General features: G+C 71.8%; 19 protein-coding genes and 1 riboswitch. Of the genes, 13 read left to right on the plus strand and 6 right to left on the minus strand.

What is annotated here, in order from left to right:
- Positions 1-2,442, plus strand: coding sequence for a DNA helicase PcrA (gene pcrA / locus ASG23_RS09720; RefSeq protein ID WP_056023696.1), 2,442 nt, complete (start codon positions 1-3; stop codon positions 2,440-2,442).
- 123 nt (positions 2,443-2,565) lie between these two features.
- On the opposite strand, the gene ASG23_RS09725 is transcribed toward pcrA, so the two are convergent.
- From ASG23_RS09725 to ASG23_RS09735, 3 genes are all read right to left on the minus strand, one after another.
- Positions 2,566-3,114, minus strand: a complete 549-nt coding sequence (locus ASG23_RS09725; protein WP_056023699.1) for a Clp protease N-terminal domain-containing protein — start codon at positions 3,112-3,114, stop codon at positions 2,566-2,568.
- Positions 3,114-3,326 (minus strand): helix-turn-helix transcriptional regulator, encoded by a 213-nt coding sequence (locus tag ASG23_RS09730; RefSeq protein WP_056023702.1) that lies wholly within the window; start codon positions 3,324-3,326, stop codon positions 3,114-3,116. The genes ASG23_RS09725 and ASG23_RS09730 overlap by 1 nt, the downstream gene beginning before the upstream one ends.
- Positions 3,327-3,584: 258 nt before the next feature.
- Entirely contained in the window at positions 3,585-4,277 is a 693-nt protein-coding gene (locus ASG23_RS09735; protein WP_235520988.1) for an AAA family ATPase, read from the minus strand.
- 242 nt (positions 4,278-4,519) lie between these two features.
- Between ASG23_RS09735 and sucC the strand changes: the two genes are divergently transcribed.
- The 3 genes from sucC (at position 4,520) to ASG23_RS09750 (ending at position 8,021) form a co-directional block, all read left to right on the plus strand.
- The gene (gene sucC, locus ASG23_RS09740) at positions 4,520-5,701 is read left to right on the plus strand and encodes an ADP-forming succinate--CoA ligase subunit beta (RefSeq protein ID WP_056023705.1); all 1,182 of its coding nucleotides are present in this window, start codon (positions 4,520-4,522) and stop codon (positions 5,699-5,701) included.
- Between the two features lie 42 nt (positions 5,702-5,743).
- Positions 5,744-6,619, plus strand: a complete 876-nt coding sequence (gene sucD, locus ASG23_RS09745) for a succinate--CoA ligase subunit alpha (RefSeq protein WP_056023708.1) — start codon at positions 5,744-5,746, stop codon at positions 6,617-6,619.
- Between the two features lie 118 nt (positions 6,620-6,737).
- Positions 6,738-8,021: a cell division protein PerM gene (locus tag ASG23_RS09750; RefSeq protein WP_056024528.1), complete on the plus strand. Its 1,284-nt coding sequence runs from the start codon at positions 6,738-6,740 to the stop codon at positions 8,019-8,021.
- A 6-nt stretch (positions 8,022-8,027) separates the two neighbouring features.
- Here the strand turns inward: ASG23_RS09750 and ASG23_RS09755 are convergent, their stop codons facing one another.
- A complete protein-coding gene (locus ASG23_RS09755) occupies positions 8,028-8,570 on the minus strand; it encodes a hypothetical protein (protein WP_056023712.1) in 543 nt (180 codons plus the stop codon).
- 76 nt (positions 8,571-8,646) lie between these two features.
- Here ASG23_RS09755 and purN point away from each other — a divergent pair, with 76 nt between their 5' ends.
- Positions 8,647-9,291 carry a phosphoribosylglycinamide formyltransferase gene (purN, locus tag ASG23_RS09760; RefSeq protein WP_056023715.1) on the plus strand — a complete coding sequence of 215 codons (645 nt, stop codon included), beginning with the start codon at positions 8,647-8,649 and terminating at the stop codon, positions 9,289-9,291.
- A 25-nt stretch (positions 9,292-9,316) separates the two neighbouring features.
- Positions 9,317-9,404: riboswitch (ZMP/ZTP riboswitch) on the plus strand.
- Between the two features lie 37 nt (positions 9,405-9,441).
- Positions 9,442-11,034: a bifunctional phosphoribosylaminoimidazolecarboxamide formyltransferase/IMP cyclohydrolase gene (purH, locus tag ASG23_RS09765; protein ID WP_157465606.1), complete on the plus strand. Its 1,593-nt coding sequence runs from the start codon at positions 9,442-9,444 to the stop codon at positions 11,032-11,034.
- 3 nt (positions 11,035-11,037) lie between these two features.
- Here the strand turns inward: purH and ASG23_RS09770 are convergent, their stop codons facing one another.
- Complete coding sequence (locus ASG23_RS09770; protein WP_235520990.1) at positions 11,038-12,309, minus strand: NAD(P)/FAD-dependent oxidoreductase; 1,272 nt, start codon at positions 12,307-12,309, stop codon at positions 11,038-11,040.
- 53 nt (positions 12,310-12,362) lie between these two features.
- Here ASG23_RS09770 and ASG23_RS09775 point away from each other — a divergent pair, with 53 nt between their 5' ends.
- Complete coding sequence (locus ASG23_RS09775) at positions 12,363-12,791, plus strand: DUF3017 domain-containing protein (RefSeq protein ID WP_082516102.1); 429 nt, start codon at positions 12,363-12,365, stop codon at positions 12,789-12,791.
- Between the two features lie 66 nt (positions 12,792-12,857).
- On the opposite strand, the gene ASG23_RS09780 is transcribed toward ASG23_RS09775, so the two are convergent.
- Positions 12,858-13,886, minus strand: a complete 1,029-nt coding sequence (locus ASG23_RS09780; protein WP_056023721.1) for an aquaporin — start codon at positions 13,884-13,886, stop codon at positions 12,858-12,860.
- A gap of 284 nt (positions 13,887-14,170) precedes the next feature.
- Here ASG23_RS09780 and ASG23_RS09785 point away from each other — a divergent pair, with 284 nt between their 5' ends.
- The 6 genes from ASG23_RS09785 to chvE all read left to right on the plus strand — a co-directional run bounded on the left by ASG23_RS09785 (position 14,171) and on the right by chvE (position 24,636).
- A complete protein-coding gene (locus ASG23_RS09785; protein WP_056023724.1) occupies positions 14,171-15,388 on the plus strand; it encodes an NADP-dependent isocitrate dehydrogenase in 1,218 nt (405 codons plus the stop codon).
- A gap of 102 nt (positions 15,389-15,490) precedes the next feature.
- Complete coding sequence (locus ASG23_RS09790; protein ID WP_056023727.1) at positions 15,491-16,480, plus strand: malate dehydrogenase; 990 nt, start codon at positions 15,491-15,493, stop codon at positions 16,478-16,480.
- A gap of 15 nt (positions 16,481-16,495) precedes the next feature.
- Entirely contained in the window at positions 16,496-16,912 is a 417-nt protein-coding gene (locus ASG23_RS09795; protein WP_056023730.1) for a hypothetical protein, read from the plus strand.
- Entirely contained in the window at positions 16,909-17,175 is a 267-nt protein-coding gene (locus ASG23_RS09800) for a DUF167 domain-containing protein (protein ID WP_056023733.1), read from the plus strand. Before ASG23_RS09795 ends, ASG23_RS09800 begins: the two co-directional genes overlap by 4 nt.
- A 169-nt stretch (positions 17,176-17,344) precedes the next feature.
- The gene (gene pulA / locus ASG23_RS09805; protein ID WP_056023736.1) at positions 17,345-23,158 is read left to right on the plus strand and encodes a pullulanase-type alpha-1,6-glucosidase; all 5,814 of its coding nucleotides are present in this window, start codon (positions 17,345-17,347) and stop codon (positions 23,156-23,158) included.
- 335 nt (positions 23,159-23,493) lie between these two features.
- Positions 23,494-24,636, plus strand: coding sequence for a multiple monosaccharide ABC transporter substrate-binding protein (chvE, locus tag ASG23_RS09810; protein WP_056023739.1), 1,143 nt, complete (start codon positions 23,494-23,496; stop codon positions 24,634-24,636).
- The last annotated feature ends 20 nt before the right edge of the window (positions 24,637-24,656 follow it).

Consider the following 24,656-nt stretch of genomic DNA (forward strand, 5'->3'; position numbering starts at 1 on the left):
ATGACGTCGCTCTTCGAGAACCTCGCCCTGCCCATCCCGGGCGCCTCCGCAGACCCCTCGGGCGAGGCGGCTGCGGCCCGTCGGCGCGCCGAGGCCGAGCGCCTCCTCGTCGGCCTCAACCCCCAGCAGCGCGAGGCTGTCCTGCACCAGGGCGGCCCTCTGCTGATCGTCGCGGGCGCCGGTTCGGGCAAGACGCGGGTGCTGACCAACCGCATCGCGTACCTGCTGGCCACCGGCCGGGCACGTGCCGGTGAGGTCATCGCGATCACGTTCACCAACAAGGCCGCCGCGGAGATGCGCGAGCGCGTCGAGGGTCTTGTCGGACCGGCCGCCGGCCGCATGTGGGTGTCCACGTTCCACTCCGCGTGCGTGCGGATCCTGCGTCGTGAGGCGGCGACCCTGGGCCTGCGGTCCAGCTTCTCCATCTACGACGCCGCGGACTCGCAGCGCCTGCTCACCCTCGTCGCGCGAGAGCTGGACCTCGACCCCAAGCGGTATCCCGCCAAGGCGCTGTCGAACAAGATCTCGTCGCTCAAGGACGAGCTGGTGGACCCCGAGACGTTCGCGGCGACCTCCGGCGGCGGCGCGGCCAACGACTTCGACACCGCGCTCGCACAGGTCTACACGCGCTACCAGGCCCGGCTGAAGCAGGCGCACGCTCTCGACTTCGACGACCTGATCATGACCACGGTCCACCTCCTGCGGGCGTTCCCGGCCGTCGCGGAGCACTACCGGCGGCGGTTCCGGCACGTGCTGGTCGACGAGTACCAGGACACCAACCACGCGCAGTACGCGCTGGTGCGCGAGCTGGTGGGCTCCTCGCGGGGCATCGTCGACGACTCGACGGACATGGAGCTGCCGCGCGGCGAGCTCACGGTCGTCGGTGACGCGGACCAGTCGATCTACGCGTTCCGGGGTGCGTCCATCCGGAACATCCTCGAGTTCGAGGTGGACTACCCGGACGCGCGGACCATCCTGCTGGAGCAGAACTACCGGTCGACGCAGACCATCCTCTCGGCCGCCAACGCGGTGATCAGCCGCAACCCGGGCCGGGAGAACAAGCGCCTCTGGACCGACTCCGGCGCGGGTGCCCAGATCGTCGCGTACGTCGCGGACTCCGAGCACGAGGAGGCCCGGTTCGTCGCGGAGGAGATCGACCGGCTGGGCGACTCCGACGGTGTCCGGCCCGGCGACGTCGCCGTGTTCTACCGCGCCAACGCGCAGTCCCGGGCGTTGGAAGAGGTGCTCATCCGCGTCGGGCTGCCCTACAAGGTGGTCGGCGGCACGCGGTTCTACGAGCGCAAGGAGATCAAGGACGCGGTCGCGTACCTGCGCGCCCTGGACAACCCCGACGACGACGTCAGCGTGCGCCGCATCCTCAACGTGCCCAAGCGCGGGCTGGGGGACCGGTCGGAGGCGATGGTCGCGTCGTTCGCCGAGCGCGAGCGCATCTCGTTCGGCGCGGCCCTCGACCTTCTCGACGAGGTGCCGGGCCTGGGAACGCGCGCGATCACGGGTCTGACCGCCTTCGCGACGATGATGAACGACCTGCGCACGCTGGCCACCTCCGCGGGGCCGGCCGAGGTGCTCGGCGCCGTGCTCGACCGGTCGGGCTACCTCGCCGAGCTGCGGGCCAGCGACGACCCGCAGGACGCGTCCCGGGTGGAGAACCTGGCCGAGCTGCACGCGGTCGCCTCCGAGTTCGAGCAGAGCGACCCCGAGGGCGTCCTTGCCGACTTCCTCGAGCGCGTGTCGCTCGTCGCGGACTCCGACCAGATCCCGGACGACGACGGTGGGGACGACGACGGTGATGCGCGCCCGGATCCCGGCGTCGTCACCCTGATGACCCTGCACACCGCCAAGGGCCTCGAGTTCCCGGTCGTGTTCCTCACGGGCATGGAGGACGGCACCTTCCCCCACCTGCGGTCCTTGTCGGACTCGCAGCAGCTGGAGGAGGAGCGACGCCTCGCCTATGTCGGCCTGACGCGAGCACGCGAGCGTCTGTACATCTCACGCGCTGCGGTCCGGACGGCCTGGGGCGTGCCCAACGAGTTCCCGCCCAGCCGGTTCCTCGACGACCTGCCGGACGAGCTCATCGACTGGCGCCGCCGGGAGTCCTCCACCTCCCAGCTGCGCGGCGGCTGGGGCTCGGGCTACGGCTCGGGCGGCGGTGGCTACCGAGCATCCTCGGCGCCGCGCACCGACCGCGAGGCGCGACCGGTGCTGCCGTCCACCGGAGCGACCTTCGGCTCCGCCAAGCCGCGGCCCGACTCCGCCATCCCGCAGCTGTCGGTGGGCGACCGCGTCACGCACGACTCGTACGGGCTCGGCACGGTCGTCGCGCTCGAAGGAGCCGGTCCCAACGCGGTAGCGAAGGTCGACTTCGGCACCGACGGCGTCAAGCGGCTGCTGCTGCGCTTCTCCCCGGTCACCAAGCTCTGACGCGTGCCGTGGGGCGCGGCTGTGTCGGGCGCTGGTCGGGCACGACCGGGCCCGGCGTCGGCGTGCACCCGGACACCCACGCGCGAGTTCGCGGGACGGTCGACAGCGTCCAGGCGGTCACCGTCAGCCCACCGGCACGTCCGCCCACACGGCGGTGACGGCGTCGCGCACGGCTGCCGGGCCGGCGCCGACCGCGGCGAGCGCCCGGTAGGCGGTGGTGTCGTCCAGGCGGACGGCTGCCAGGAGCAGGTGGCCGCTGTCGATCCGGCGGTGCTTGAAGCGGATCGCCTCGCGCAGGGAGATCTCGAGCAGCTTCTTGGCCGCGGCGTCGAACGGGAGGTGGCCCTTCGTGGGTGCCGACCCGCTCACCGCGTCGAGGGCACCCGGACCGAACGATGCCTCCACCTGCGCCCGGACCGCCTCCAGATCGACCCCGATCCCCGCCAGCGCATCGGCGTCGATCGAGTGCGCGGGCAGTGCGCGGACGGCGGCCAGCAGGGTGGCGTGGCTGACGCCCAACCGACCCAGCGCCTGCGCGGCGACCGTGTCCGGCGCACGGACGGCACCGAGCAGCACGTGCTCCGGCCCGATCCGGTCCACACCCAGCGTGCGCGCCTCGTCCTGGGCCTGGACCACGGCCTCGCGGGCGTCCTTGGCGAATCTCTCGAACATCAGCCGAACCTCTTTCCGTACTTCTTGTGGACCGCCTGCCGGGAGACCCCCAGGGCGTCGGCGACCTGTTGCCAGGACCATCCGCGCCGACGGGCGCGCTCGACGTGCAGGGCTTCGAGCCGGTCGGCCAGAACCCGCAGCGACCGGACGGCCCGCAGGCCCTCGGCAGGCTCGGCCGCACTGGCTGCCGCGGTCATGAGCTCATCGGACATGCCGTCAACCTACGTTGACGTCGACAGCCTTGTCAACCCACATTGACAACGCTACGTCCGCTCGCGCGGCCCGGAACCCCCCGGAGTGCGGAGGCAGCAGGTTGCCGGGCGCGGACGTCCGCACTCGTGCGCGTTTCGGACCCGACGGAGTGCGGACGTGCCGTTGCGGCAACGCGTTCGAGCGCCAGAACGACCGGATGTGCAGACGTCCCGTGGTGGGGGCCGTGCAGGTCGCGCCTCGGTCGGCGGACGCGGGCGTCAGAGGTGGGGGATGACCTGGGGGTGGGCGAGGTCGCGGTTGTCGATGACGACCGTGGCGCGGGACGCCGGGCGGCAGGTCGACAGGTAGAGGCGCTGGCCCTCGACGTAGCGGGCGTTCGCCGGGTGGGTCGGGTCCGGTGAGCAGCCGTCGCGGACGGCCATGCGGGCGAACGTCTCCGCGAAGTCGACGTCGAGGTACACCGAGAAGTCCCACCAGCCGGCCAGCTCGTCGCGGTGAAGGAAGATGCCGTCGACGACGACCACCGTGCTGTCCGTGCCGTGCTCGCGCGGCAGGTCGAGCGCCGCGTCGGTGGCGACGTCGCGGACGGCGCGGCGGAACCGGCGGGACCCTCCGGGCGCAAAGGGCTCCAGGACGTGGGTGCGCAGCGCGTCGTAGTCGTAGGAGTCGGCCCAGAAGCCCTCGGGGGAGTGCCGCCCACGGCGGTAGCGCTCGTCACGCGGGCGGTGGAACCCGTCGACGCTGATCCGCACGACGGCACGCCCATCGCGCAGCAGCTCGGCGGCGAGCTCGTCGGCGAACGTGGTCTTGCCCGCGCCGTCCATGCCGTCGACCGCGACGAGGACCGGGCGCCCGAGTGCTCGGGGGTCCGCGATCCGGCTCGCCACCTCGCGCAGCATTGCGAGGCGCGCGACCGACGCCGTGGGCGCCGTGTCCGGGGGCGCGCTCACCGGCCGGGACCGTCGACGCCGGAGCGTTGCAGTGCAGTCACGACCGCATCCGGATCCATGCCGGGAACGTAGCGGATCGGGGCGTTTCGGGGGAGGGGTTGCGAAGAGTGTGTGGACGAGCCGGCGTCATGGACGCCACATCTCTCGATGTGAAGATATCTGTGCGCGGCCGCTACCATCGACCGGGGCGTTTCGGCCGCACAGAGGCCGTCGAATGCCGGTGATGAGAGGACCCAATCCAGGTGGACCTGTTCGAGTACCAGGCACGTGACATCTTCGAGAAGCACGGCGTTCCCGTGCTCGGCGGCGTCGTCGCCACCACCCCGGAGGAGGCCCGCGCCGGCGCGGAACAGCTCCTCGGCGGTCAGCCGGGCGTCGTTGTCGTCAAGGCGCAGGTCAAGGTCGGGGGCCGCGGCAAGGCCGGCGGCGTCAAGCTGGCCCGGTCCGCGGACGACGCGGCCGAGAAGGCCACCGAGATCCTCGGCATGGACATCAAGGGCCACACGGTCCACCGCGTGATGATCGCCGCGGGCGCCAAGATCGCGACCGAGTTCTACTTCTCCCTCCTGCTGGACCGCGCGGAGCGCCGCTACCTGGCCATGTGCTCGGTCGAGGGCGGCATGGACATCGAGCAGCTCGCGGTGGAGCGTCCCGACGCCCTCGCCAAGGTCGCGGTCGACCCGCGCACCGGCATCGACCAGGCGAAGGCCGACGAGATCGTCGCCGCCGCCGGCTTCACGCCGGACATCGCCCCCAAGGTGGCCGCGGTCCTGCAGACCCTGTGGACCGTCTACCGCAGCGAGGACGCCACGCTCGTCGAGGTGAACCCGCTGGTCCTCACCGAGGACGGCGAGATCGTCGCGCTCGACGGCAAGGTCACGCTCGACGAGAACGCGGGCTTCCGCCACCCGGAGCACGCCGAGCTCGAGGACACCGCCGCGGCGGACCCGCTCGAGGCCAAGGCCAAGGAGGCGGACCTCAACTACGTCAAGCTCGACGGCGAGGTCGGCATCATCGGCAACGGCGCCGGGCTCGTGATGAGCACCCTCGACGTCGTCGCGTACGCCGGTGAGGCGCACGGCGGGGTCAAGCCTGCCAACTTCCTCGACATCGGCGGCGGTGCGAGCGCCGAGATCATGGCGGCCGGCCTGCACATCATCCTGACGGACCCGCAGGTCAAGTCGGTCTTCGTCAACGTCTTCGGCGGCATCACGGCGTGCGACGCCGTCGCCAACGGCATCGTCGCGGCGCTCGAGATCCTCGGCGACGAGGAGAACAAGCCGCTCGTCGTGCGCCTGGACGGCAACAACGTGCTCGAGGGCCGTCGCATCCTCGCCGAGGCCGGTCACCCGCTGGTCACCATCGCGGACACGATGGACGGCGGCGCCGACAAGGCGGCCGAGCTCGCCCACGCCGCCGCCTGAGACCGCTGACCGCAACAGTCGTAGAGAGAAGCAGATACCACCATGGCGATCTTCCTGACCGAGGCATCCAAGGTCATCGTCCAGGGCATGACGGGTTCCGAGGGCCAGAAGCACACGACCCGCATGCTCGCGTCCGGCACGTCCGTCGTCGGCGGGGTGAACCCGCGCAAGGCAGGGACCTCGGTGGCGTTCGGTGATACGGACGTCCCCGTCTTCGGCTCCGTCTCCGAGGCGATGGACGCCACGGGCGCGGACGTCTCCGTCGTGTTCGTTCCGCCGGCCCACACCAAGGCCGCGGTCGTCGAGGCGATCGAGGCAGGCATCCCGCTCGTCGTCATCATCACCGAGGGCGTCCCCGTGGCCGACACCGCCGAGTTCTTCGCGCTCGCGCTGGAGAAGAACGTGCGGCTCATCGGCCCCAACTGCCCCGGCCTGATCAGCCCCGGGAAGTCCAACGTGGGCATCATCCCGGCGGACATCACCGGCCCCGGCCGCGTCGGCCTGGTCTCGAAGTCGGGCACGCTGACCTACCAGATGATGTACGAGCTGCGGGACTTCGGGTTCTCCACGGCCATCGGCATCGGCGGCGACCCGATCATCGGCACCACGCACATCGACGCCCTCGCGGCGTTCGAGGCGGACCCCGAGACCGAGGTCATCGTGATGATCGGTGAGATCGGTGGCGACGCCGAGGAGCGTGCCGCCGCCTACATCGCCGAGCACGTCACCAAGCCCGTCGTCGGCTACGTCGCCGGGTTCACGGCGCCGGAGGGCAAGACGATGGGCCACGCCGGCGCCATCGTCTCGGGCTCGTCGGGCACCGCGCAGGCCAAGAAGGAGGCTCTCGAGGCTGCGGGTGTCAAGGTCGGCAAGACGCCGTCCGAGACGGCCGAGCTCGCGCGCCAGCTGTTGAGCTGATCTCCTCGTCCGTCGGCCCCGGTGAGCCGAGCTTACCGGGGTCGACGTGTCTGACCGGTCGGCCGACGCGCCGCGGCGGGTTCGTCGCTCCGGCGAGCGCGGCAGCGACCATGGCACCGTGAGCGCCACCGGCCCCCGTACGGGAGGCACCCCCGTCGTCGACCGTCGCCGTCGCCGCACGCTCGTCGACGAGTACACCTCCAACTTCTTCACGAGCGCGATCGACGGTGCGCCACGCTGGGTGGCGGGGGTCCTGTCCGCACTGCAGGCAGCGCTGCTCTCGTTCCTCGTCCTGGCGCTCCCGGCCGTCGCGGCCTACGTCGCGACGTCGGCGGACCCGTCGAACAGCGGTGTCGGCTGGTTCCGCTCGGTCGGGGTGGGATCGTCCCTCTGGCTGCTCGGGCACGGGGTCCCGGCGCACGTCGGTCCGGTCGTGGTGACGCTGGTACCGCTCGGGGTGACGCTGCTCGCGCTCTTCGTCTGCTACGCCTCGGCGCGGAGGTCAGGTGTGGCGACGTGGCAGGCCTACGCGGCGGGTGTCGGCGCGTACACGCTGGTCACCGTCCTGCTCGCGCTGGTCACCGGCACCGTGGGCGTGGACCTGGCGCGCGCGTTCGCCGGCGGTGCGGCGGTCTCCGCGATCGGTCTCGGCGCCGGATTGCTCGCGCGCCTCGAGGCCCCGTCGTTGCGCGCGCTCACCCGACCCGTGTGGTCCCGCTGCCCGGTGTCCGTCCGGACCGGCGCCGCCGGCGGGCTGCTCGGGTCGGCCTCGCTGGTGCTCGTCGCCGCGTTGGTGACCGCGCTGTGGGTCCTGGCGGGCCGGGCCACCATCGGGGACGTCATCCGCGGGCTCGGGCTCGACGCCGTCGGTGGGGTGGTGCTGGCGGTCGCGGAGCTGGCCTACCTGCCAAACCTGGTCGTGTGGGCGCTCGCGTGGCTGACGGGCGCAGGCTTCGCCGTGGGCGAGGGGACGCACTTCGCGCCCGACGACGTGGTCGGTGGTGCGCTGCCCGCCGTGCCGATGCTCGGGGCACTCCCGTCCTCCGACGTCGTGGGACCGGCGACGAACCTGGTCCCGCTCGTGCTCGTGGGGGTCGGCGCCTTCGTCGGGCTGTACGTCCACCGGCGACTGGTGCCGCAGCGGTGGTGGGACACGGCGCTCGCGTGCGGCACAGCCGCTGCCGGCGTCGTCGTCGTCGTCACGCTCCTGGTCACGCTCGCGAGCGGCGGGATCGGCCCGGACCGGCTGGCGGAGGTCGGCGCGCAGGGCGGTGTCGTCGGGCTGCTGGCAGGTGCAGGAACGCTCGTCGGGGCGCTGATCGTGGCACTGCCCGCCGACGCGTTGCTGCGCGCGGAGATCGCCCGAGCCGTCCGAGCGATGGTGCGGCGCGAGCCGTCCTGACGTGCCTCAGGATCCGGTGCTGCGCTCCTCGAGCGAGGTGCGCAGGTCGTCGAGGTCCTTCTCGAACTGCGTCTCGCAGGCGCTCTTCGCCCCGACCGTCAGCGCACCCTCGAGGCACTCCTGCTTGTCCTGCTGCGCCGGCCACAGCGCCAGCTGCACGCTGAGGAGCAGTGTCCAGGAGAGGGCGATGACCAGTCCGACGGAGAGCAGGGGCACGAGCCCTCGCGACCGGGCGCGGACGGCGACCACCACCGCGCGGACACAGACGACGACCGCGCTGAGCGCGAACAGGAGCGCGGCAGCCTGCCAGGGCAGCGGCAGGGTGGCCACGAGCACCGACGCGAGCACGAGCACGGCGAACAACCGCGTGAGCCCTGTGGCGCGTGCCGTGCCCTCAGGGTCGGCCGGCGGCTGGTCTGCGACGACGGGAGCCCGCGACGGCTCGCCGGCAGGCGGCCAGACGGGGGCATCCTGAGGCTGCGGGGCGTCCGTCCGGGCGTCGTCCGGCGTGCCGGGACGGTGCTCGGGGGGCGCGTACGGGTTGCTCACCCGAGCATTCTCGCCCACGGACGGTGGATGCCGGACGGGCCGTCCGCACCGGCCGGCCCGCCGGTAGGGTCGGCGCGTGACGCACGAGACGCCCCGCCCCGCCCCGGCCACTCGCGACTCGGGACGGCTGGTGGTCCTCGTCTCGGGCACCGGCTCGAACCTGGCGGCGCTGCTGGCTGCGCACGACGATCCCGCCTACGGGGCGCGCGTCGTGGCGGTGGTCGCCGATCGCGACAACATCCGGGCGCTCGACATCGCGCGGGAGGCGGGCATCCCGACGGCCGTCGTCTCGATCAAGGACTTCGACGACCGTGCCGCGTGGGACGCCGCCATCGCGGAGACCGTGGCGGTGTTCTCGCCCGACCTGATCGTGCTCGCCGGGTTCATGAAGCTGTTCGGCGCCACGTTCCTCGGACGCTTCGGCGGCCGGATCGTGAACACCCACCCGGCCTTGCTGCCGTCGTTCCCCGGTGCGCACGGGGTACGGGACGCCCTCGCCTATGGCGTGAAGGTCACGGGGTGCACGGTGATGGTGGTCGACGAGGGCATCGACACCGGGCCGATCCTGGCGCAGGCCGCGGTCGCCGTGGAGCCGGACGACGACGAGTCCACGCTGCACGAGCGGATCAAGGCTGTCGAGCGCACGCTGCTCGTCGAGTGGGTCGGACGCATCGCACGCGGCGGGCTTCGCGTCGAGGGCAGGCACGCGATCGTCGGCTGACACGCCGGTCGCCTCGGCTAGACTCGGCACCGGTCGTGACTGGCGCAGGTGGGTGCAACCACCGGGGAGCGGCCGCAGTGCCCCGCCACGCACCGCCCGCCTGGGTGCATGGGTCCGCCTCAGCCGACCCTGCATCAGGAGCCGCCGCGCATGTCCTCCACCGAGAACCAGCGACCCATCCGTCGCGCCCTCGTCAGCGTCTACGACAAGACCGGCCTGACCGACCTGGCCGCCGCCCTGCACGCCGCCGGCGTCGAGATCGTCTCCACGGGCTCGACCGCCTCCACCATCGCCGCCACGGGCGTCCCCGTGACCCGTGTCGAGGAGCTCACGGGCTTCCCGGAGTGCCTCGACGGGCGCGTCAAGACTCTGCACCCGCGGGTGCACGCAGGCGTGCTGGCCGACACCCGGCTCCCGGAGCACCTCGCGCAGCTGGACGAGCTGGGCATCGCCCCGTTCGAGCTGGTCGTCGTCAACCTCTACCCGTTCACCGCGACCGTCGCGTCCGGTGCCGGGCCCGACGAGTGCGTCGAGCAGATCGACATCGGCGGCCCGTCGATGGTCCGCGCCGCGGCGAAGAACCACCCGAGCGTGGCCGTCGTCGTCGACCCCGCGCGGTACGACGAGGTCGTGGCCGCCGTCGGAGCAGGCGGCTTCACGCTCGCCGCACGCCGGCTGCTCGCGGCCGACGCGTTCGCGCACACCGCCGCGTACGACGCCGCCGTGGCCAGCTGGTTCGCCGCCGACTACGCGCCCGACGAGGAGGCCGCCGACTCCGGGTTCCCGGCGTTCACGGGGACCACGTGGGTGCGCGGCGAGGTGCTGCGCTACGGCGAGAACCCGCACCAGCAGGCGGCGCTCTACCTGACGCCCGACGGCGCGGCCGGACGAGGGCTGGCCGGGGCGCAGCAGCTGCACGGCAAGGCGATGAGCTACAACAACTACGTCGACGCCGACGCCGCCTGGCGTGCCGCGCACGACCACACCGACCCGGCCGTCGCGATCATCAAGCACGCCAACCCGTGCGGCATCGCCGTGGGCGCGGACGTGGCCGACGCCCACGCGAAGGCGCACGCGTGCGACCCGGTGTCCGCCTTCGGCGGCGTCATCGCGACCAACCGCACCCTCACGGCCGCCGCCGCGGAGCAGATCGCGCCGGTGTTCACCGAGGTCGTCGTCGCCCCCGGCTTCGAGCCCGAGGCGCTCGAGATCCTCGCGCGCAAGAAGAACATCCGGCTCCTGCAGGTGACGCCCGTCGACGGCGTGCGCACCGAGCGGCGTGCCGTCACCGGCGGTCTGCTCGTGCAGGAGCTCGACCAGGTGGACGCCCCCGGCGACGACCCGGCGGCCTGGACCCTGGCGGCCGGTGCGGCGGCCGACGACGCCACGCTCGCCGACCTCACGTTCGCCTGGCGGGCCGTGCGCGCGGTGAAGTCGAACGCGATCCTGCTCGCCGACGCGGGCGCGTCCGTGGGCGTCGGCATGGGGCAGGTCAACCGGGTGGACTCGTGCCGGCTCGCGGTCGAGCGCGCCAACACCGGTGACGCCGAGCGCGCGCGGGGGGCCGTCGCCGCCTCCGACGCGTTCTTCCCGTTCGCCGACGGCGCCCAGGTGCTCATCGACGCGGGCGTGCGCGCCATCGTGCAGCCGGGCGGCTCCGTCCGCGACGAGGAGGTCATCGCCGCGGCGCAGGCCGCCGGCGTGACGCTCTACCTGACGGGCACCCGGCACTTCGCGCACTGAGCGCTAGACGAGGGAGGCCTCCCGCAGGGGCCGCCCCGGGTCGACTGCCAGCGTGCGGTCGAGCCGGGGCAGGCCCGGGGCGGTGAACAGCCTGCGCGCGGCGCCGACGTCGCGCGGGCGGTCGACGGTGAGAATCGCACCGACCTCGTCGGAGCCCCGTCGGAACCACAGGGCGGCCCAGCCTCCGCCACCGGCCGGGTCCCCGCGCAGGACGACCTCGTCGGCGGTTCGCGGACCGCCGAACAGTGCCAGCTCGTGGCCCAGCTGCGTGGAGAACACGTACGGCGCGACGTCGGTGACGGCGTCGGTCGGGGCGCCCAGCAGGTCGGCGACGAGCGCCGCCGGACCCCGCAGCGCGCCGTCCCAGTGCCCGCCGGGCACCCAGCCGTGCCGCGCGGAGCGGCGCAGCGCGACGTCGCCCACCGCTCGGACGCTGCGCGGCGCACCGACCACCCGGTGGTGCTCGTCGACCCGGAGCGAGCCGTCCGGCTCGCGGGGGAGCGCACGAGCCAGCCAGTCGGTGCTCGGGCGCGCGCCCACCGCCGCGAGCACGATGTCGGCGGCGATCAGCTTGCCGTCCGCGAGGCTCACGCCGTTGCTGCCGACCTCGACCACGTGCTCGCCGGTCAGCAGCCGGACACCCGCCGCGGCATACCACGGGCCGGTCAGCTCCCCGACGGTCGGGCCCAGCGCGGTGACGAGCGGGGCACCGTTCGCCTCTACCACGACGACGTCCACCCCGGCTGCGGAAGCCACGCCGGCCACCTCCGCGCCGATCCACCCCGCGCCGATCACGACGAGCCGCGCGCCCGGCACGAGCGCCGCCCGGAGCCGCTCGGCGTCGGCGGCGGTGTGCAGGGTCAGGGCCGCCTCCCAGCCCGGCGGCCGGACGGCGTGCGCGCCGCTGGCCACGACGAGCGAGTCGGCGCTCAGTGGGCCGTCGTCGGTGAGCACCTCCGGTCGCGCCCCCGACGGCGAGAGCCCGCGCGCCGGGGTGTGCAGGTGCACCTCGTCCGCGAGGCTGAGCAGATCGGCGCCGATCTCGTCGGCCAGCCACGTCGGCCGGGGACGGTCCAGGAGGTGTTTGGACAGCGGCGGGCGGTCGTACGGCGCGATGCCCTCGGCGCCGAGCACCACGACGCGCCCGTCGTACCCTCGCTCACGCAGCGCTGCGACCGTCTGGGTACCCGCAAGACCTGCACCGACGACGAGCACGTCACCAGGTGGTCGGGTGTCGGCGTGATCACTGTGGTCGTCGTGGGTCCGGGCGGTCACCTCGCAACGGTAGTCTCCCGTGGGGAGGCACGAGCGAGATGGTGAAGGAGCGCATGAGCGGGGCAGCCGGGGTACGCCGCGCCGCTGGCGCTCACCCGCACACCCCCGAACCCCGCCCGCCGGCCCCCCTGCCGGACGGGCCGGCCCCCGACCTGCCGCCCTCGACGGACCCGATCCCGGTCGAGCAGGCCCCCTTGGACCCTCGCGCCATCGCGCGTGCGTCGCTCGACGCCGCACGGAACGTGTCGCTGTGGTGGACCAGCTCCGGCATCGTCGTCGCCACCGTCGTGGCGCTCGCCGTCGGCACCCGGGCGGGCGCGTTCGTGCTCGCGGGTGTCGCGCTCGTGGGCGCCGTGGTGCGCGCCGTGCTGCCGTCGCCGGGTCCGGTGGCGGTCACGGTGCGGGCCAAGGCCCTCGACGTCGCCGTCCTCGTCCTGCTCGGCGCGGGCGTGGCGACGCTCGCCTTCATCCTGCCGCGCTGATCGCACGCACGGACGCCCGGGACCGCGAGGGTCCCGGGCGTCCGGTCGTGCGGGGTCAGGTGGGCGTCAGCGCTCCGTCACCACGAGGACGTCGTCCGTCGTGACGTACGCGTCGTCCTCCTCGAGCAGGTTGTCCTCGACGGGCTCCGCGGCGAACGCGCGGTAGATCAGGCCGGCCAGGGCGGCACCGACCAGCGGGGCGACCCAGAACAGCCAGAGCTGGCTGAGGGCCCAGCTGTCGGAGAAGATCGCCGAGGCCGTCGAGCGCGCCGGGTTCAGTGAGGCGTTCGTCACGGGGATCGCGACGAGGATGAGGACCGAGAGCGCCAGGCCGATGGCGAACGGCGCCTGGACGTTCGCGGACCGGCGGTCCGTCGCGCCGAGGATGATGCCGACGAACACGGCGGTCACGACGATCTCGACCAGCAGCGCGATGACCAGCGAGAACTCGACCTGGCCCTGCGATGCCACTGCCAGCGGCGAGTGCTCGGCGTAGCCGTTGGACACGCTGCTGAAGAAGCTCTTCGAGGAGGCATCGCCACCCTGGGCGAGCAGGCCCGGCAGGGTCGACGGGATCGTGATGAACAGGATCGCGGCGGCGAGGATGCCGCCGACGAGCTGCGCGAGCCAGTAGGGCAGGACGTCCTTCCAGGCCGTCCGGCCACCGATGGCGGCACCCAGCGTGACGGCCGGGTTGAAGTGACCGCCCGAGACGTGGCCGACGGCGATGATGCCCGCAAGGACCGCGATACCGAAGCCGAGTGCGACACCGAGGGTGCCACCGAGGCCGCTGACCGTGGAGTACAGCGCGATGCCGAGGCCGACGAGCACCAGGGCGAACGTGCCGAAGGCCTCGGCGCCGAGGCGGGCGACCAGGCTCGGCCCTGTCACGACGACGGTGCCGGCGGGGACGACGTACGAGTCGAGCTCCTCGACGACGACATCCTCGTCGGGGGCGGCGATCGGCTCGGAGGGGGTCGCCGTGGCGTCGGCTGCGGCAGCCGCCGTCGCCTCCTCGGGGACGGGGGAGCCGCCAGCGGTGGTCTCGTCGGGCTCCGTGGAGCCTGCGGCCTTGTCGGGGTTGTCCTGTGACATGTCGATCCTGTCGTGAGTAACCGTCGATGGAAGGGCGGTGCGCGCGGAGCCTGCCACGTCCGACTGTGTGGCGACGCGATGAGCAGCGTCCCGCCCCTGGTGGGTGCCAGCATGCCAGTCCTGCTGGCATGGGTCACGGTGCGCGCCGAGGGGCGGACGGGCAGCAGGGCGGTAGTCCCCACACCACGATCTCTCGACGTCGAGTAATCTTGTCCGCGGACCCGCGCCGGCAGACGCTCTCTCGTGCCGTGCCCCCATCCGTCCCCAGCACAGGAGATTCCCGCATGGCGAAGATCAAGGTTGTCGGCCCGGTCGTCGAGCTCGACGGCGACGAGATGACGCGCATCATCTGGCAGTTCATCAAGGACCGCCTGATCCACCCGTACCTCGACATCGACCTGCGGTACTACGACCTGTCGATCCAGCACCGCGACGCCACCGACGACCAGGTGACGATCGACGCCGCGAACGCCATCAAGGAGCACGGCGTCGGCGTCAAGTGCGCGACGATCACGCCCGACGAGGCGCGCGTCGAGGAGTTCGGCCTGAAGAAGATGTGGGTCTCGCCCAACGGCACCATCCGCAACATCCTCGGCGGCGTCGTGTTCCGTGAGCCGATCATCATCAGCAACATCCCGCGTCTGGTGCCGGGCTGGAACAAGCCGATCATCATCGGCCGTCACGCCCACGGCGACCAGTACAAGGCGACCAACTTCAAGGTCCCCGGCGCCGGCACGCTCACGCTGACGTACACCCCCGCGGACGGCTCCGAGCCGATCAACCAGACGGTCGTCACGTACCCCGACGGCGGCGGCGTGGCCATGGGCATGTACAACTTCAACGACTCGATCCGGGACTTCGCGCGCGCCTCGTTCGCCTACGGCCTGCAGCGCGGCTACCCGGTGTACCTGTCGACCAAGAACACGATCCTCAAGGCCTACGACGGCGCGTTCAAGGACATCTTCCAGGAGGTCTTCGACGCCGAGTACGCCGCGGACTTCGCTGCTGCCGGCCTCACCTACGAGCACCGCCTCATCGACGACATGGTCGCCGCGGCCATGAAGTGGGAGGGCGGCTACGTCTGGGCCTGCAAGAACTACGACGGTGACGTGCAGTCCGACACCGTGGCCCAGGGCTTCGGCTCGCTCGGTCTCATGACGTCCGTGCTCATGACGCCCGACGGCAAGACGGTCGAGGCCGAGGCGGCCCACGGCACCGTCACGCGCCACTACCGCCAGCACCAGGCCGGCAAGCCGACGTCGACCAACCCGATCGCGTCGATCTATGCGTGGACCGGTGGCCTGAAGCACCGCGGCAAGCTGGACAACACCCCCGAGGTCACGCAGTTCGCGGAGACGCTCGAGCAGGTCGTCATCGAGACGGTCGAGTCGGGCGCCATGACCAAGGACCTCGCGGCCCTCGTCGGCCCCGACCAGGCGTGGCAGACCACCGAGGAGTTCCTCGCGACCCTCGACGCCAACCTGGCGGCCAAGCTCGCCTGATCAGGTCGAACAGACGGCGTCCACCCCACCAGGGTGGGCGCCGTCAGTCGTCTGCGGGGTAGCGTGAGTGACGCCGTCGTCGCCGATCGAAGGAGCCCGTTCGTGGCCAGCTCGCCCGTCACCGTGACCGTCACCGGAGCTGCCGGGCAGATCGGCTACGCGCTGCTCTTCCGCATCGCGTCCGGCCAGCTGCTCGGCGCCGACACCCCCGTCCGCCTCCGCCTGCTGGAGATCCCCCAGGCCGTCAAGGCCGCGGAGGGCACCGCGATGGAGCTCGACGACTGTGCGTTCACCACGCTGGACAGCGTCGAGATCTACGACGACGCGACCGCTGCGTTCGACGGTGTCAACGTCGCGCTGCTGGTCGGCGCGCGCCCGCGTACGGCGGGGATGGAGCGCGGCGACCTGCTCTCGGCCAACGGCGGCATCTTCAAGCCGCAGGGCGCGGCGATCAACGCGGGCGCGGCCGACGACGTCCGGGTGCTCGTCGTCGGCAACCCCGCCAACACCAACGCGTTCATCGCCGCGTCGCACGCACCTGACGTCCCGCGCGAGCGATTCACGGCGATGACCCGCCTGGACCACAACCGCGCGGTCTCGCAGCTGGCGGCCAAGACCGGTTCGAAGGTCGCGGACATCGCGCGCCTGACGATCTGGGGCAACCACTCCGCGACGCAGTACCCCGACCTGTCGCACGCCACGGTCGGTGGGCGTCCCGCGCTCGAGGTCGTGGGCGACGACGCGTGGGTGCGCGACACGTTCATCCCGACCGTCGCCAAGCGGGGCGCGGCGATCATCGAGGCTCGCGGGGCGTCCTCGGCGGCGTCCGCGGCGAACGCGGCCATCGACCACGTCTACTCGTGGGTGCACGGAACGCCGGCGGGCGACTGGACCTCGGCCGGCATCGTCTCGGACGGGTCGTACGGGGTGCCCGAGGGGCTCATCTCCTCGTTCCCGGTGACCTCCGACGGCGGCAGCTGGCAGATCGTGCAGGGGCTCGACGTCGACGAGTTCTCGCGCGGCCGGATCGACGCGTCCGTCGCGGAGCTGGTCGAGGAGCGCGACGCCGTGCAGGCGCTGGGCCTGCTCTGAGCCGCCTGGTCTGAGGTGTGGGCCGAGGAGGTTCGCGTCCCGCGTCCGGGCACGGGGGTCGGGGCGTTCCTCGGCTGGGTGCTGCTCGGAGCCGGCATCGGGGCGGGCTTCGGGCTCGGGATCCTGGCCGGGCTGTTCGTCGCGCTGGCGCTGGTGCTCGTCGGCGGTGTGCTGGTCGTCCGGCAGGGCCTACGACCGGCTCAGCTCGGCGTCGTCACAGGCCTGGGCGCCCTGCCGCTGGCGCTCGCGTGGCTCAACCGGCGCGGTCCGGGCCAGTACTGTCCCGGCGGTGTGACCGGTGCGTCCGAGTGCGTCGCGCAGGCCAACCCCTGGCCGTTCGTGCTGGTCGGCGCGGCGCTGATGGTCGTCGGCATCGTGGCGTTCCGGCGGCTGCGCCGGCCCCCCGGCCCGCTGATCGAGCCTCGGACATGAGGGTCGCGATCCGCGTGCGGCCGGGGAGCTCGCGCACGGTGGTGGGCGGCACCCACGCCGACCGGCTCGTCGTCGCGGTGAGCGCGCGGGCGGTCGACGGGGCTGCGACCCAGGCGGCGCTCGACGCGCTCGCGCGCGCGCTGGGACTGCGGCCACGGCAGGTCCGGCTCGTGTCCGGCGCGACGAGCCGGGACAAGCTGGTGGAGGTCGATGCCGACGAGGCGGAGGTCGCTGCACGACTCGCCGCTCTCCGAAGCGCGTAGGGGCCGTCGCACACGGCGGCGGCTCTCAGCACGGTAGCCCGCCGCGCAGCGTCCGAACTCTCCGGGACGGACCCATTCGTCCGGAACAGTTGCTGCAAGTTGCTGCAAGCGGATACGGTCGGCCATACCTGTCCCGCACATCGACGTGCGGGGAGACGAAGGAGTCGCCATGTCGCCCGCCGACGCCCCCGTCCGTCCCCTCTCTCGCGGCCTCGCTGCGCTGACCGCCGTCGCGGTCGCCGGCGTCGGGCTCGTCGCCGCCGTCGGAACCCCCGCCGCTGCCGCCGACCGCACGGTCGCGCTGGTCGGATCTCTGCAGGGCGAGCTCGGCTGCCCTGACGACTGGCAGCCCGGGTGCGCCGAGACCGAGCTCGCCCCGACCGGCACCGCGGGGGTGTATGCCGCCGACTTCACGGTCCCCGCGGGCAGCTACGAGTACAAGGTCGCCATCAACGACAGCTGGGACGAGGCCTATGGCAAGAACGGCGGCGACGCGAACATCCCGCTCGTCGTCGCCGGCCCGTCGAGCCTGCGGTTCACCTACGACGACACCACGCACCGCATCGCGCTGACCCCGCTGGACCTGGGCGCGGGGTACACGCCGGCCGACGACGCCCTCGTCGCGACCCCCGTGCGCGACCCCGGTGCGGACGAGCAGTTCTACTTCGTCATGACCGACCGGTTCGCCGACGGCGACGACGCCAACGACGCCGGTGGGCTCACGGGAGACCGGCTGGTCACGGGCTTCGACCCCACGGACAAGGGCTTCTACGAGGGCGGTGACCTGGCCGGCCTGCACGACAAGCTCGACTACATCGAGGGCCTCGGGACGACGGCGATCTGGCTGACCCCGTCGTTCAAGAACCGACCTGTGCAGGGCACTGGCGCCGACGCGTCGGCCGGGTACCACGGCTACTGGATCACCGACTTCACGCAGATCGACCCGCACCTGGGCACCAACGCCGAGCTCGAGGCGCTCATCGCCGACGCGCACTCGCGCGGGATCGACGTCTACTTCGACATCATCACCAACCACACGGCCGACGTCATCGACTACGCCGAGGGCCAGTACGGCTACGTCGACAAGGCAACGGATCCGTACACGGACGCCGCCGGCACGGTGTTCGACCCGGACACCTACGCGGGCACGGACACCTTCCCGACGATGGACGCCGCGACGAGCTTCCCGTACACGCCGGTCATCGACGCGCAGGACGCGGACGTCAAGGTCCCGGGCTGGCTGAACGACCCGACGCTCTACCACAACCGCGGGAACTCGACCTACAGCGGAGAGTCGACGACCTACGGCGACTTCTCCGGTCTGGACGACCTCATGACCGAGAACCCGGCGGTCGTGGACGGGTTCGTGGACGTCTACAACCAGTGGGTCGACCTGGGCGTCGACGGCTTCCGCATCGACACCGCCAAGCACGTGAACTTCGAGTTCTGGCAGAAGTTCACGACGGCAGTGCGCGACCACGCCGCCTCGGTCGGCAACGACGACTTCTTCATGTTCGGCGAGGTCTACGACGCCGACCCGGTCAAGCTGGCGCCGTACCTGCGCGACAGCGACATGAACGCGGTCCTCGACTTCACGTTCCAGTCGGCGGCCAGCAACTACGCCAAGGGCTTCTCGGCTGGCGGGCTCAAGGCGCTCTACTCCGGTGACGACCGGTACACGACGCCGACGACGAACGCGCAGGCCCTGCCCACGTTCCTCGGCAACCACGACATGGGTCGTATCGGGTACTTCGTCAAGGACGGGACCGACCCGGAGCAGCGCTCCGAGCTGGCGCACTCGCTCATGTACCTGACGCGCGGCCAGCCGGTCGTGTACTACGGCGACGAGCAGGGGTTCGCCGGCGTCGGCGCCGGGAACGACAAGGACGCCCGCCAGTCGCTGTTCGCCACCCAGGTGTCCGAGTACGCGAACCAGACCTTGCTCGACGGCACGGTCGCGGGTTCGGTCGACCGGTACGACACCGACTCCGCGCTGTACGACCACATCGCCGAGCTCGCCGCGCTCCGCAGCGCGCACCCGGCGCTCCGGACCGGCGCACAGATCGAGCGGTACGCCGACGGCGCGGTCTACGCGTTCAGCCGGGTCGACGAGCAGGAGAAGGTCGAGCACCTCGTCGCGACGAACAACGGCACCGCCCCGACGACCGTCACCATCGACACCCTGACGCCGGGCGCGACGTTCGCGCCGCTGTACGGGACGTCGACGAGCGTGACGGCCGCCGCCGACGGGACCGTCTCCGTGACGATCCCCGCCCTGAGCGCCGTCGTGCTCAAGGCTGGGAGCACGGTCGGCGCACCTGCCGCGCCGGGGGACATCACGCTCACCGCCCCGACGCCGGGTGCAGGCCTGACCGGCGACGTCGCGATCAGCGCGGACGTCGCCGACGACGTGTGGAGCCAGACGTCGTTCAGCTACCGCGTCGTCGGCGACGACGAGTGGACCTCGCTGGGCACCGCGGAGACGACGTCACCCCGCGTGTTCCACACGGTCTCCGGGCTGCCCGATGGTGCGGTCGTCGAGTATCGCGCGGTCACCGTCGACGCAGCGGGCCAGAAGTCCGCCGCCTCGACGTACGCCGGAGTCGGCGGAGCCGTCGACGGGGTCGTGGACCCGGGTCCGGATCCCGGCGAGGACCTGGTCGTCACCGTGCCCGGAAGCCACAACGCGGAGATGGGCTGCCCGGGCGACTGGCAGCCGGACTGCGAGCAGGCTCGCCTCACCAAGCGCGCCGACGGCGTCTACTCGGGCACGTTCACGCTGCCCGTCGGCAGCTACGAGTACAAGGTCGCGATCGGCGGCTCGTGGGACGAGAACTACGGCGCCGGCGGCGTCGCGGGTGGGGCGAACGTGGCGTACAGCGTGGCCACGGCCGGTCCGGTGACGTTCTACTACGACGCCGCGACCCACTACTTCACGTCCACCGCGCAAGGCCCGATCCTCACGGTCCCCGGGTCGCACAACAGCGAGCTCGGCTGCGCCGGCGACTGGATGCCGGACTGCCTCGCGAGCTGGCTCCAGGACCTCGACGGTGACGGTACGTACACGTTCACCGCGCCGGACCTGCCGGAGGGTGCCTACGAGGTCAAGGTGGCGCACAACCTCGGCTGGGCCGAGAACTACGGCGCCGGCGGTGTGGCGAACGGGTCGAACATCCCGTTCTCCGCGCCCGGCGGCAAGCCCGTGACGTTCTCCTACGTCCTGGCCACGCACGTCCTGACCATCGAGGTCACGGACCCGCCGCTGCCCGGCACGGGCGAACAGAGCGCGCACTGGATCGACGCGGGCACGATCGCCTGGCCGGCTGCGTGGGCTCCGGACCCGGCAGCCTCCACCTTCGCGCTGTACGGCTCGCCGACCGGTGGGCTGTCCACGGCGGACCTCGGCGACGGTGAGCCCATCACGCTCACGTACGACCCCGCCGGTCTCACCGCGGCTCAGCTCGAGCGCTTCCCGGCGCTCGAGGGCTACCTCGCTCTGAGTGTGCCCGACGGGACGCCGACCGCCGAACTGCTGCGCGGTGCGCTCCTGGTCACCCAGGCGGCGGCCGACGGCACCTTCCAGGCGGCGACCGGGGTCCAGGTTCCGGGTGTCCTCGACGATCTGTACGCGGCGAGGGCCGGCACGCGGACCCTCGGCGCCACGTGGAAGAAGGGTGCCCCGTCGCTGGCGCTCTGGGCTCCGACCGCACAGGACGTCGATCTGCTGGTGTGGACCGGGAGCTCGACCACCGAGCAGCGTGTGGCGGCCACGCGCCAGTCCGACGGCTCCTGGACGGTAGACGGCACCAAGTCCTGGGCCGGCGCCAGGTACCTCTGGGAGGTCACGGTGTACGCGCCGACGACCGACAAGATCGAGGTCAACCGGGTCACGGACCCGTACTCGGTGGCGCTCACCCTGAACTCGACGCACTCCGTGCTGGTGGACCTGGCCGACAAGGCATTCCGCCCGCGCGAGTGGGAGAAGGCGAAGCAGCCGGTGGTGCGGCCCGTGGACCAGACGATCTACGAGCTGCACGTGCGGGACTTCTCCATCAGCGACATGTCGGTGCCGGCCGCCGAGCGCGGCACGTACCTCGCGTTCGCCCGCAACGGCAACGGCCGCGCTCACCTGCGTGAGCTCGAGCAGGCGGGGCTGACCACGGTCCACCTGCTGCCCACGTTCGACATCGCGTCCATCCAGGAGGACAAGGCCCTTCAGGAGACGCCGGACTGCGACCTCGCGTCGTACGCGCCGGACTCCGACCAGCAGCAGGCCTGCGTGATGGCCGTGGCCGACGCGGACGGCTTCAACTGGGGCTACGACCCGCTGCACTGGTCGACGCCCGAGGGGTCGTACGCGGTGGACGCCGACGGCGGAGCGCGCGTCGCCGAGTTCCGCACGATGGTCGGCGCGCTGCACGCGGACGGCCTGCAGGTGGTCCTCGACCAGGTGTTCAACCACACCACGGCCAGCGGCCAGTCCCCGCAGTCCGTGCTGGACCGCGTGGTGCCCGGCTACTACCAGCGGCTCAACGCGATCGGCAACGTCGAGACCTCGACCTGCTGCCAGAACATCGCCACGGAGCACGCGATGGCGGAGAAGGCGATGGTCGACTCGGTGGTGACGTGGGCCCGCGACTACAAGGTCGACGGCTTCCGGTTCGACCTCATGGGACACCACTCGGTCCAGAACATGGAGGCGGTGCGGTCCGCCCTCGACGCGCTGACGCCGAAGAAGGACGGCGTCGACGGAAAGAAGGTCTACCTGTACGGCGAGGGCTGGAACTTCGGCGAGGTGGCCGACAACCGGCTCTTCACCCAGGCGACCCAGGGACAGCTGGGCGGGACGGGGATCGGGACGTTCTCCGACCGGCTGCGCGACGCGGTCCGTGGCGGGGGACCGTTCGACGAGAACCCGCGCATCCAGGGCTTCGGTTCGGGTGGCGGCACCGACTCCAATGGTGACCCGATCAACGGTTCGGACGCGGACCAGCTGGCCCGCGCGGCGCACGACGCCGACCTGGTGCGCCTCGGGATGGCCGGCAACCTGCGCGACTTCTCGTTCCTCACCAGCGCGGGCACGGTCCAGACGGGGGAGGAGCTCGACTACAACGGCCAGCCGGCCGGGTACGCCGACTCCCCGGAGGAGGTCATCACCTACGTCGACGCCCACGACAACGAGACGCTGTGGGACGCGCTCACGTACAAGCTGCCCACGGACACCCCGATGGCGGACCGCGTGCGCATGAACACGGTCTCGCTGGCGACGACGGCCCTGGCCCAGACCCCGTCGTTCTGGCACGCGGGCGCCGACCTGCTGCGCAGCAAGTCGCTCGACCGCAACAGCTACAACTCGGGCGACTGGTTCAACCTGCTCGACCTGTCCGGCCAGGACAACGGCTTCGGCCGCGGTCTGCCCCCGGCGCCCGACAACGAGGTCAAGTGGCCGTTCCAGCAGCCGCTGCTGGCCGACCCGGCGCTCAAGCCGACCCCGGCGGACATCGCCACCGCGTCGGCGGCCGCGGACGACCTGCTGAGGCTGCGGTTCTCGACGCCGCTGTTCCGGCTCGGCTCGGCCGACCTGATCGAGCAGAAGGTCACGTTCCCGGGCTCCGGCCCGGACGCGGACCCGGGCGTCGTCGTCATGGCGATCGACGACGAGCCCGGGTGGAGCACGACGACACGGTCGTGGTCCACGGACGTGGACAAGAAGCTGGACGGTCTCTTGGTCGTGGTCAACGCCTCCGACGAGGCGACCACGCAGACCGTCACCTCGCTGGCCGGCCACGCGCTGTCCCTGTCGTCGGTCCAGGCGAAGGGGAGCGATCCGGTGGTCAAGGGCACGACCTGGGACAAGGCCACCGGCACGGTGACGGTCCCGCCGCGGACCGTGGCGGTGCTGGTCGAGAACCACGGTGGTGGAGGCCACGCGCACAGCTGGTGGGACTCGGTCCGCAGCTGGTGGGGCGCTGACCGCGGCTGACGCTCTGCGACGGGCCCGCGACCTCGGTCGCGGGCCCGTCGTTCTCCCCGGAACTGGACGGCGATAGATTCGCGCTGCGAAGCCAAACTGCCCGAAAACCTGTGATTGCTGCAGAGCGCGCTCTCACATCGTGATGAATCTGTGACCACCGCGCCGTTCGCAGACGTTTGACTTCGAGACTCGAAGAGAAGAAAGTGAGCACCGCAGCGAACTCCGACACCGGAGGTCGCAGCCGGGACACCGGCCGGTGCAGCGCAGTCGCTGCCCGCGGCCGACGAACCCGAGCTCGACAGGTCCGATCACCGGACCTCTCAACGATGAGAAGGAGCACAGCAATGCGACGGATCACCATCGCGGCCATGGGTGCGGTCCTCGCACTCGGCCTGGCCGCGTGCTCGGGCAGCGGCGCCGGCGGCGACGACTCCACGGAAGCCGCTGCGGCGGACCCGGCAGACCTCACCGTCGGCGTCGCGATGCCGACGCAGACCTCCGAGCGCTGGATCGCCGACGGCGACGCGGTCGAGAAGGGTCTCACGGAGGCCGGCTACAAGGTCGACCTGCAGTTCGCCGGCGACGACATCCCGACCCAGCAGCAGCAGATCGACCAGATGATCACCAAGGGCGCCGACCTGCTGATCATCGCCTCGATCGACGGCACCGCGCTGGCCACCCAGCTCCAGGCCGCCGCCGACGCGAACATCCCGGTCATCGCCTACGACCGCCTGATCCGCGACAGCGAGAACGTCGACTTCTACGTCACGTTCGACAACTACAACGTCGGCGTCCAGCAGGCGACGGCGCTGCTCGTCGGGCTCGGCCTGCTCAACGCCGACGGCTCGGCGGGCGACGCCACCGGCCCGTTCAACATCGAGCTGTTCGCCGGCTCGCTGGACGACAACAACGCGCACTTCTTCTACAAGGGCGCCATGGACACCCTGCAGGAGTACATCGACGCCGGCACGCTCGTCGTGAAGTCGGGCCAGACCGACATCGAGCAGGTCGCCACGCTGCGCTGGCTGCAGGAGACCGCGCAGAAGCGCATGGAGGACCTGCTCACGTCGGCCTACTCCGACGGCAGCAAGGTGCAGGGCGTCCTGTCCCCGTACGACGGTCTGTCCCGCGGCATCATCACGGCGCTGCAGAACGCCGGCTACGGCCCCACGATCGCCGACGGCATGCCGATCGTCACCGGCCAGGACGCGGAGATCGCGTCGGTCAAGCTCATCAACGACGACGTGCAGTCCTCGACGATCTTCAAGGACACCCGCAAGCTCGCCGAGCAGGCCGTCGTCTCGGCCCAGTCGTTCCTCGCCGGTGAGGAGCCGGAGGCCAACGACACCGAGACGTACGACAACGGCGTCAAGGTCGTCCCGTCCTACCTCCTCGAGTCGGACATCGTCTACAAGGACAACATCCAGTCGCTCCTGATCGACTCGGGCTACTGGACCGAGGACCAGGTCGCCAGCGGCCAGGCCTGACCCGTACCGTCCTGACCCAC

Source organism: Cellulomonas sp. Leaf395, assembly GCF_001424125.1.
In the GTDB taxonomy this organism is placed as follows: domain Bacteria; phylum Actinomycetota; class Actinomycetes; order Actinomycetales; family Cellulomonadaceae; genus Cellulomonas.

Coding starts and splice junctions, on each gene's coding strand:
- sucD (WP_056023708.1), top strand. CDS start 5,744: ATGGCGATCTTCCTGACCGAGGCATCCAAGGTCATCGTCCAGGGCATG.
- ASG23_RS09730 (WP_056023702.1), bottom strand. CDS start 3,326: ATGTCCGATGAGCTCATGACCGCGGCAGCCAGTGCGGCCGAGCCTGCC.
- ASG23_RS09775 (WP_082516102.1), top strand. CDS start 12,363: ATGAGCGGGGCAGCCGGGGTACGCCGCGCCGCTGGCGCTCACCCGCAC.
- ASG23_RS09800 (WP_056023733.1), top strand. CDS start 16,909: ATGAGGGTCGCGATCCGCGTGCGGCCGGGGAGCTCGCGCACGGTGGTG.
- ASG23_RS09780 (WP_056023721.1), bottom strand. CDS start 13,886: ATGTCACAGGACAACCCCGACAAGGCCGCAGGCTCCACGGAGCCCGAC.
- purH (WP_157465606.1), top strand. CDS start 9,442: ATGTCCTCCACCGAGAACCAGCGACCCATCCGTCGCGCCCTCGTCAGC.
- chvE (WP_056023739.1), top strand. CDS start 23,494: ATGCGACGGATCACCATCGCGGCCATGGGTGCGGTCCTCGCACTCGGC.
- ASG23_RS09725 (WP_056023699.1), bottom strand. CDS start 3,114: ATGTTCGAGAGATTCGCCAAGGACGCCCGCGAGGCCGTGGTCCAGGCC.
- pcrA (WP_056023696.1), top strand. CDS start 1: ATGACGTCGCTCTTCGAGAACCTCGCCCTGCCCATCCCGGGCGCCTCC.
- pulA (WP_056023736.1), top strand. CDS start 17,345: ATGTCGCCCGCCGACGCCCCCGTCCGTCCCCTCTCTCGCGGCCTCGCT.
- ASG23_RS09785 (WP_056023724.1), top strand. CDS start 14,171: ATGGCGAAGATCAAGGTTGTCGGCCCGGTCGTCGAGCTCGACGGCGAC.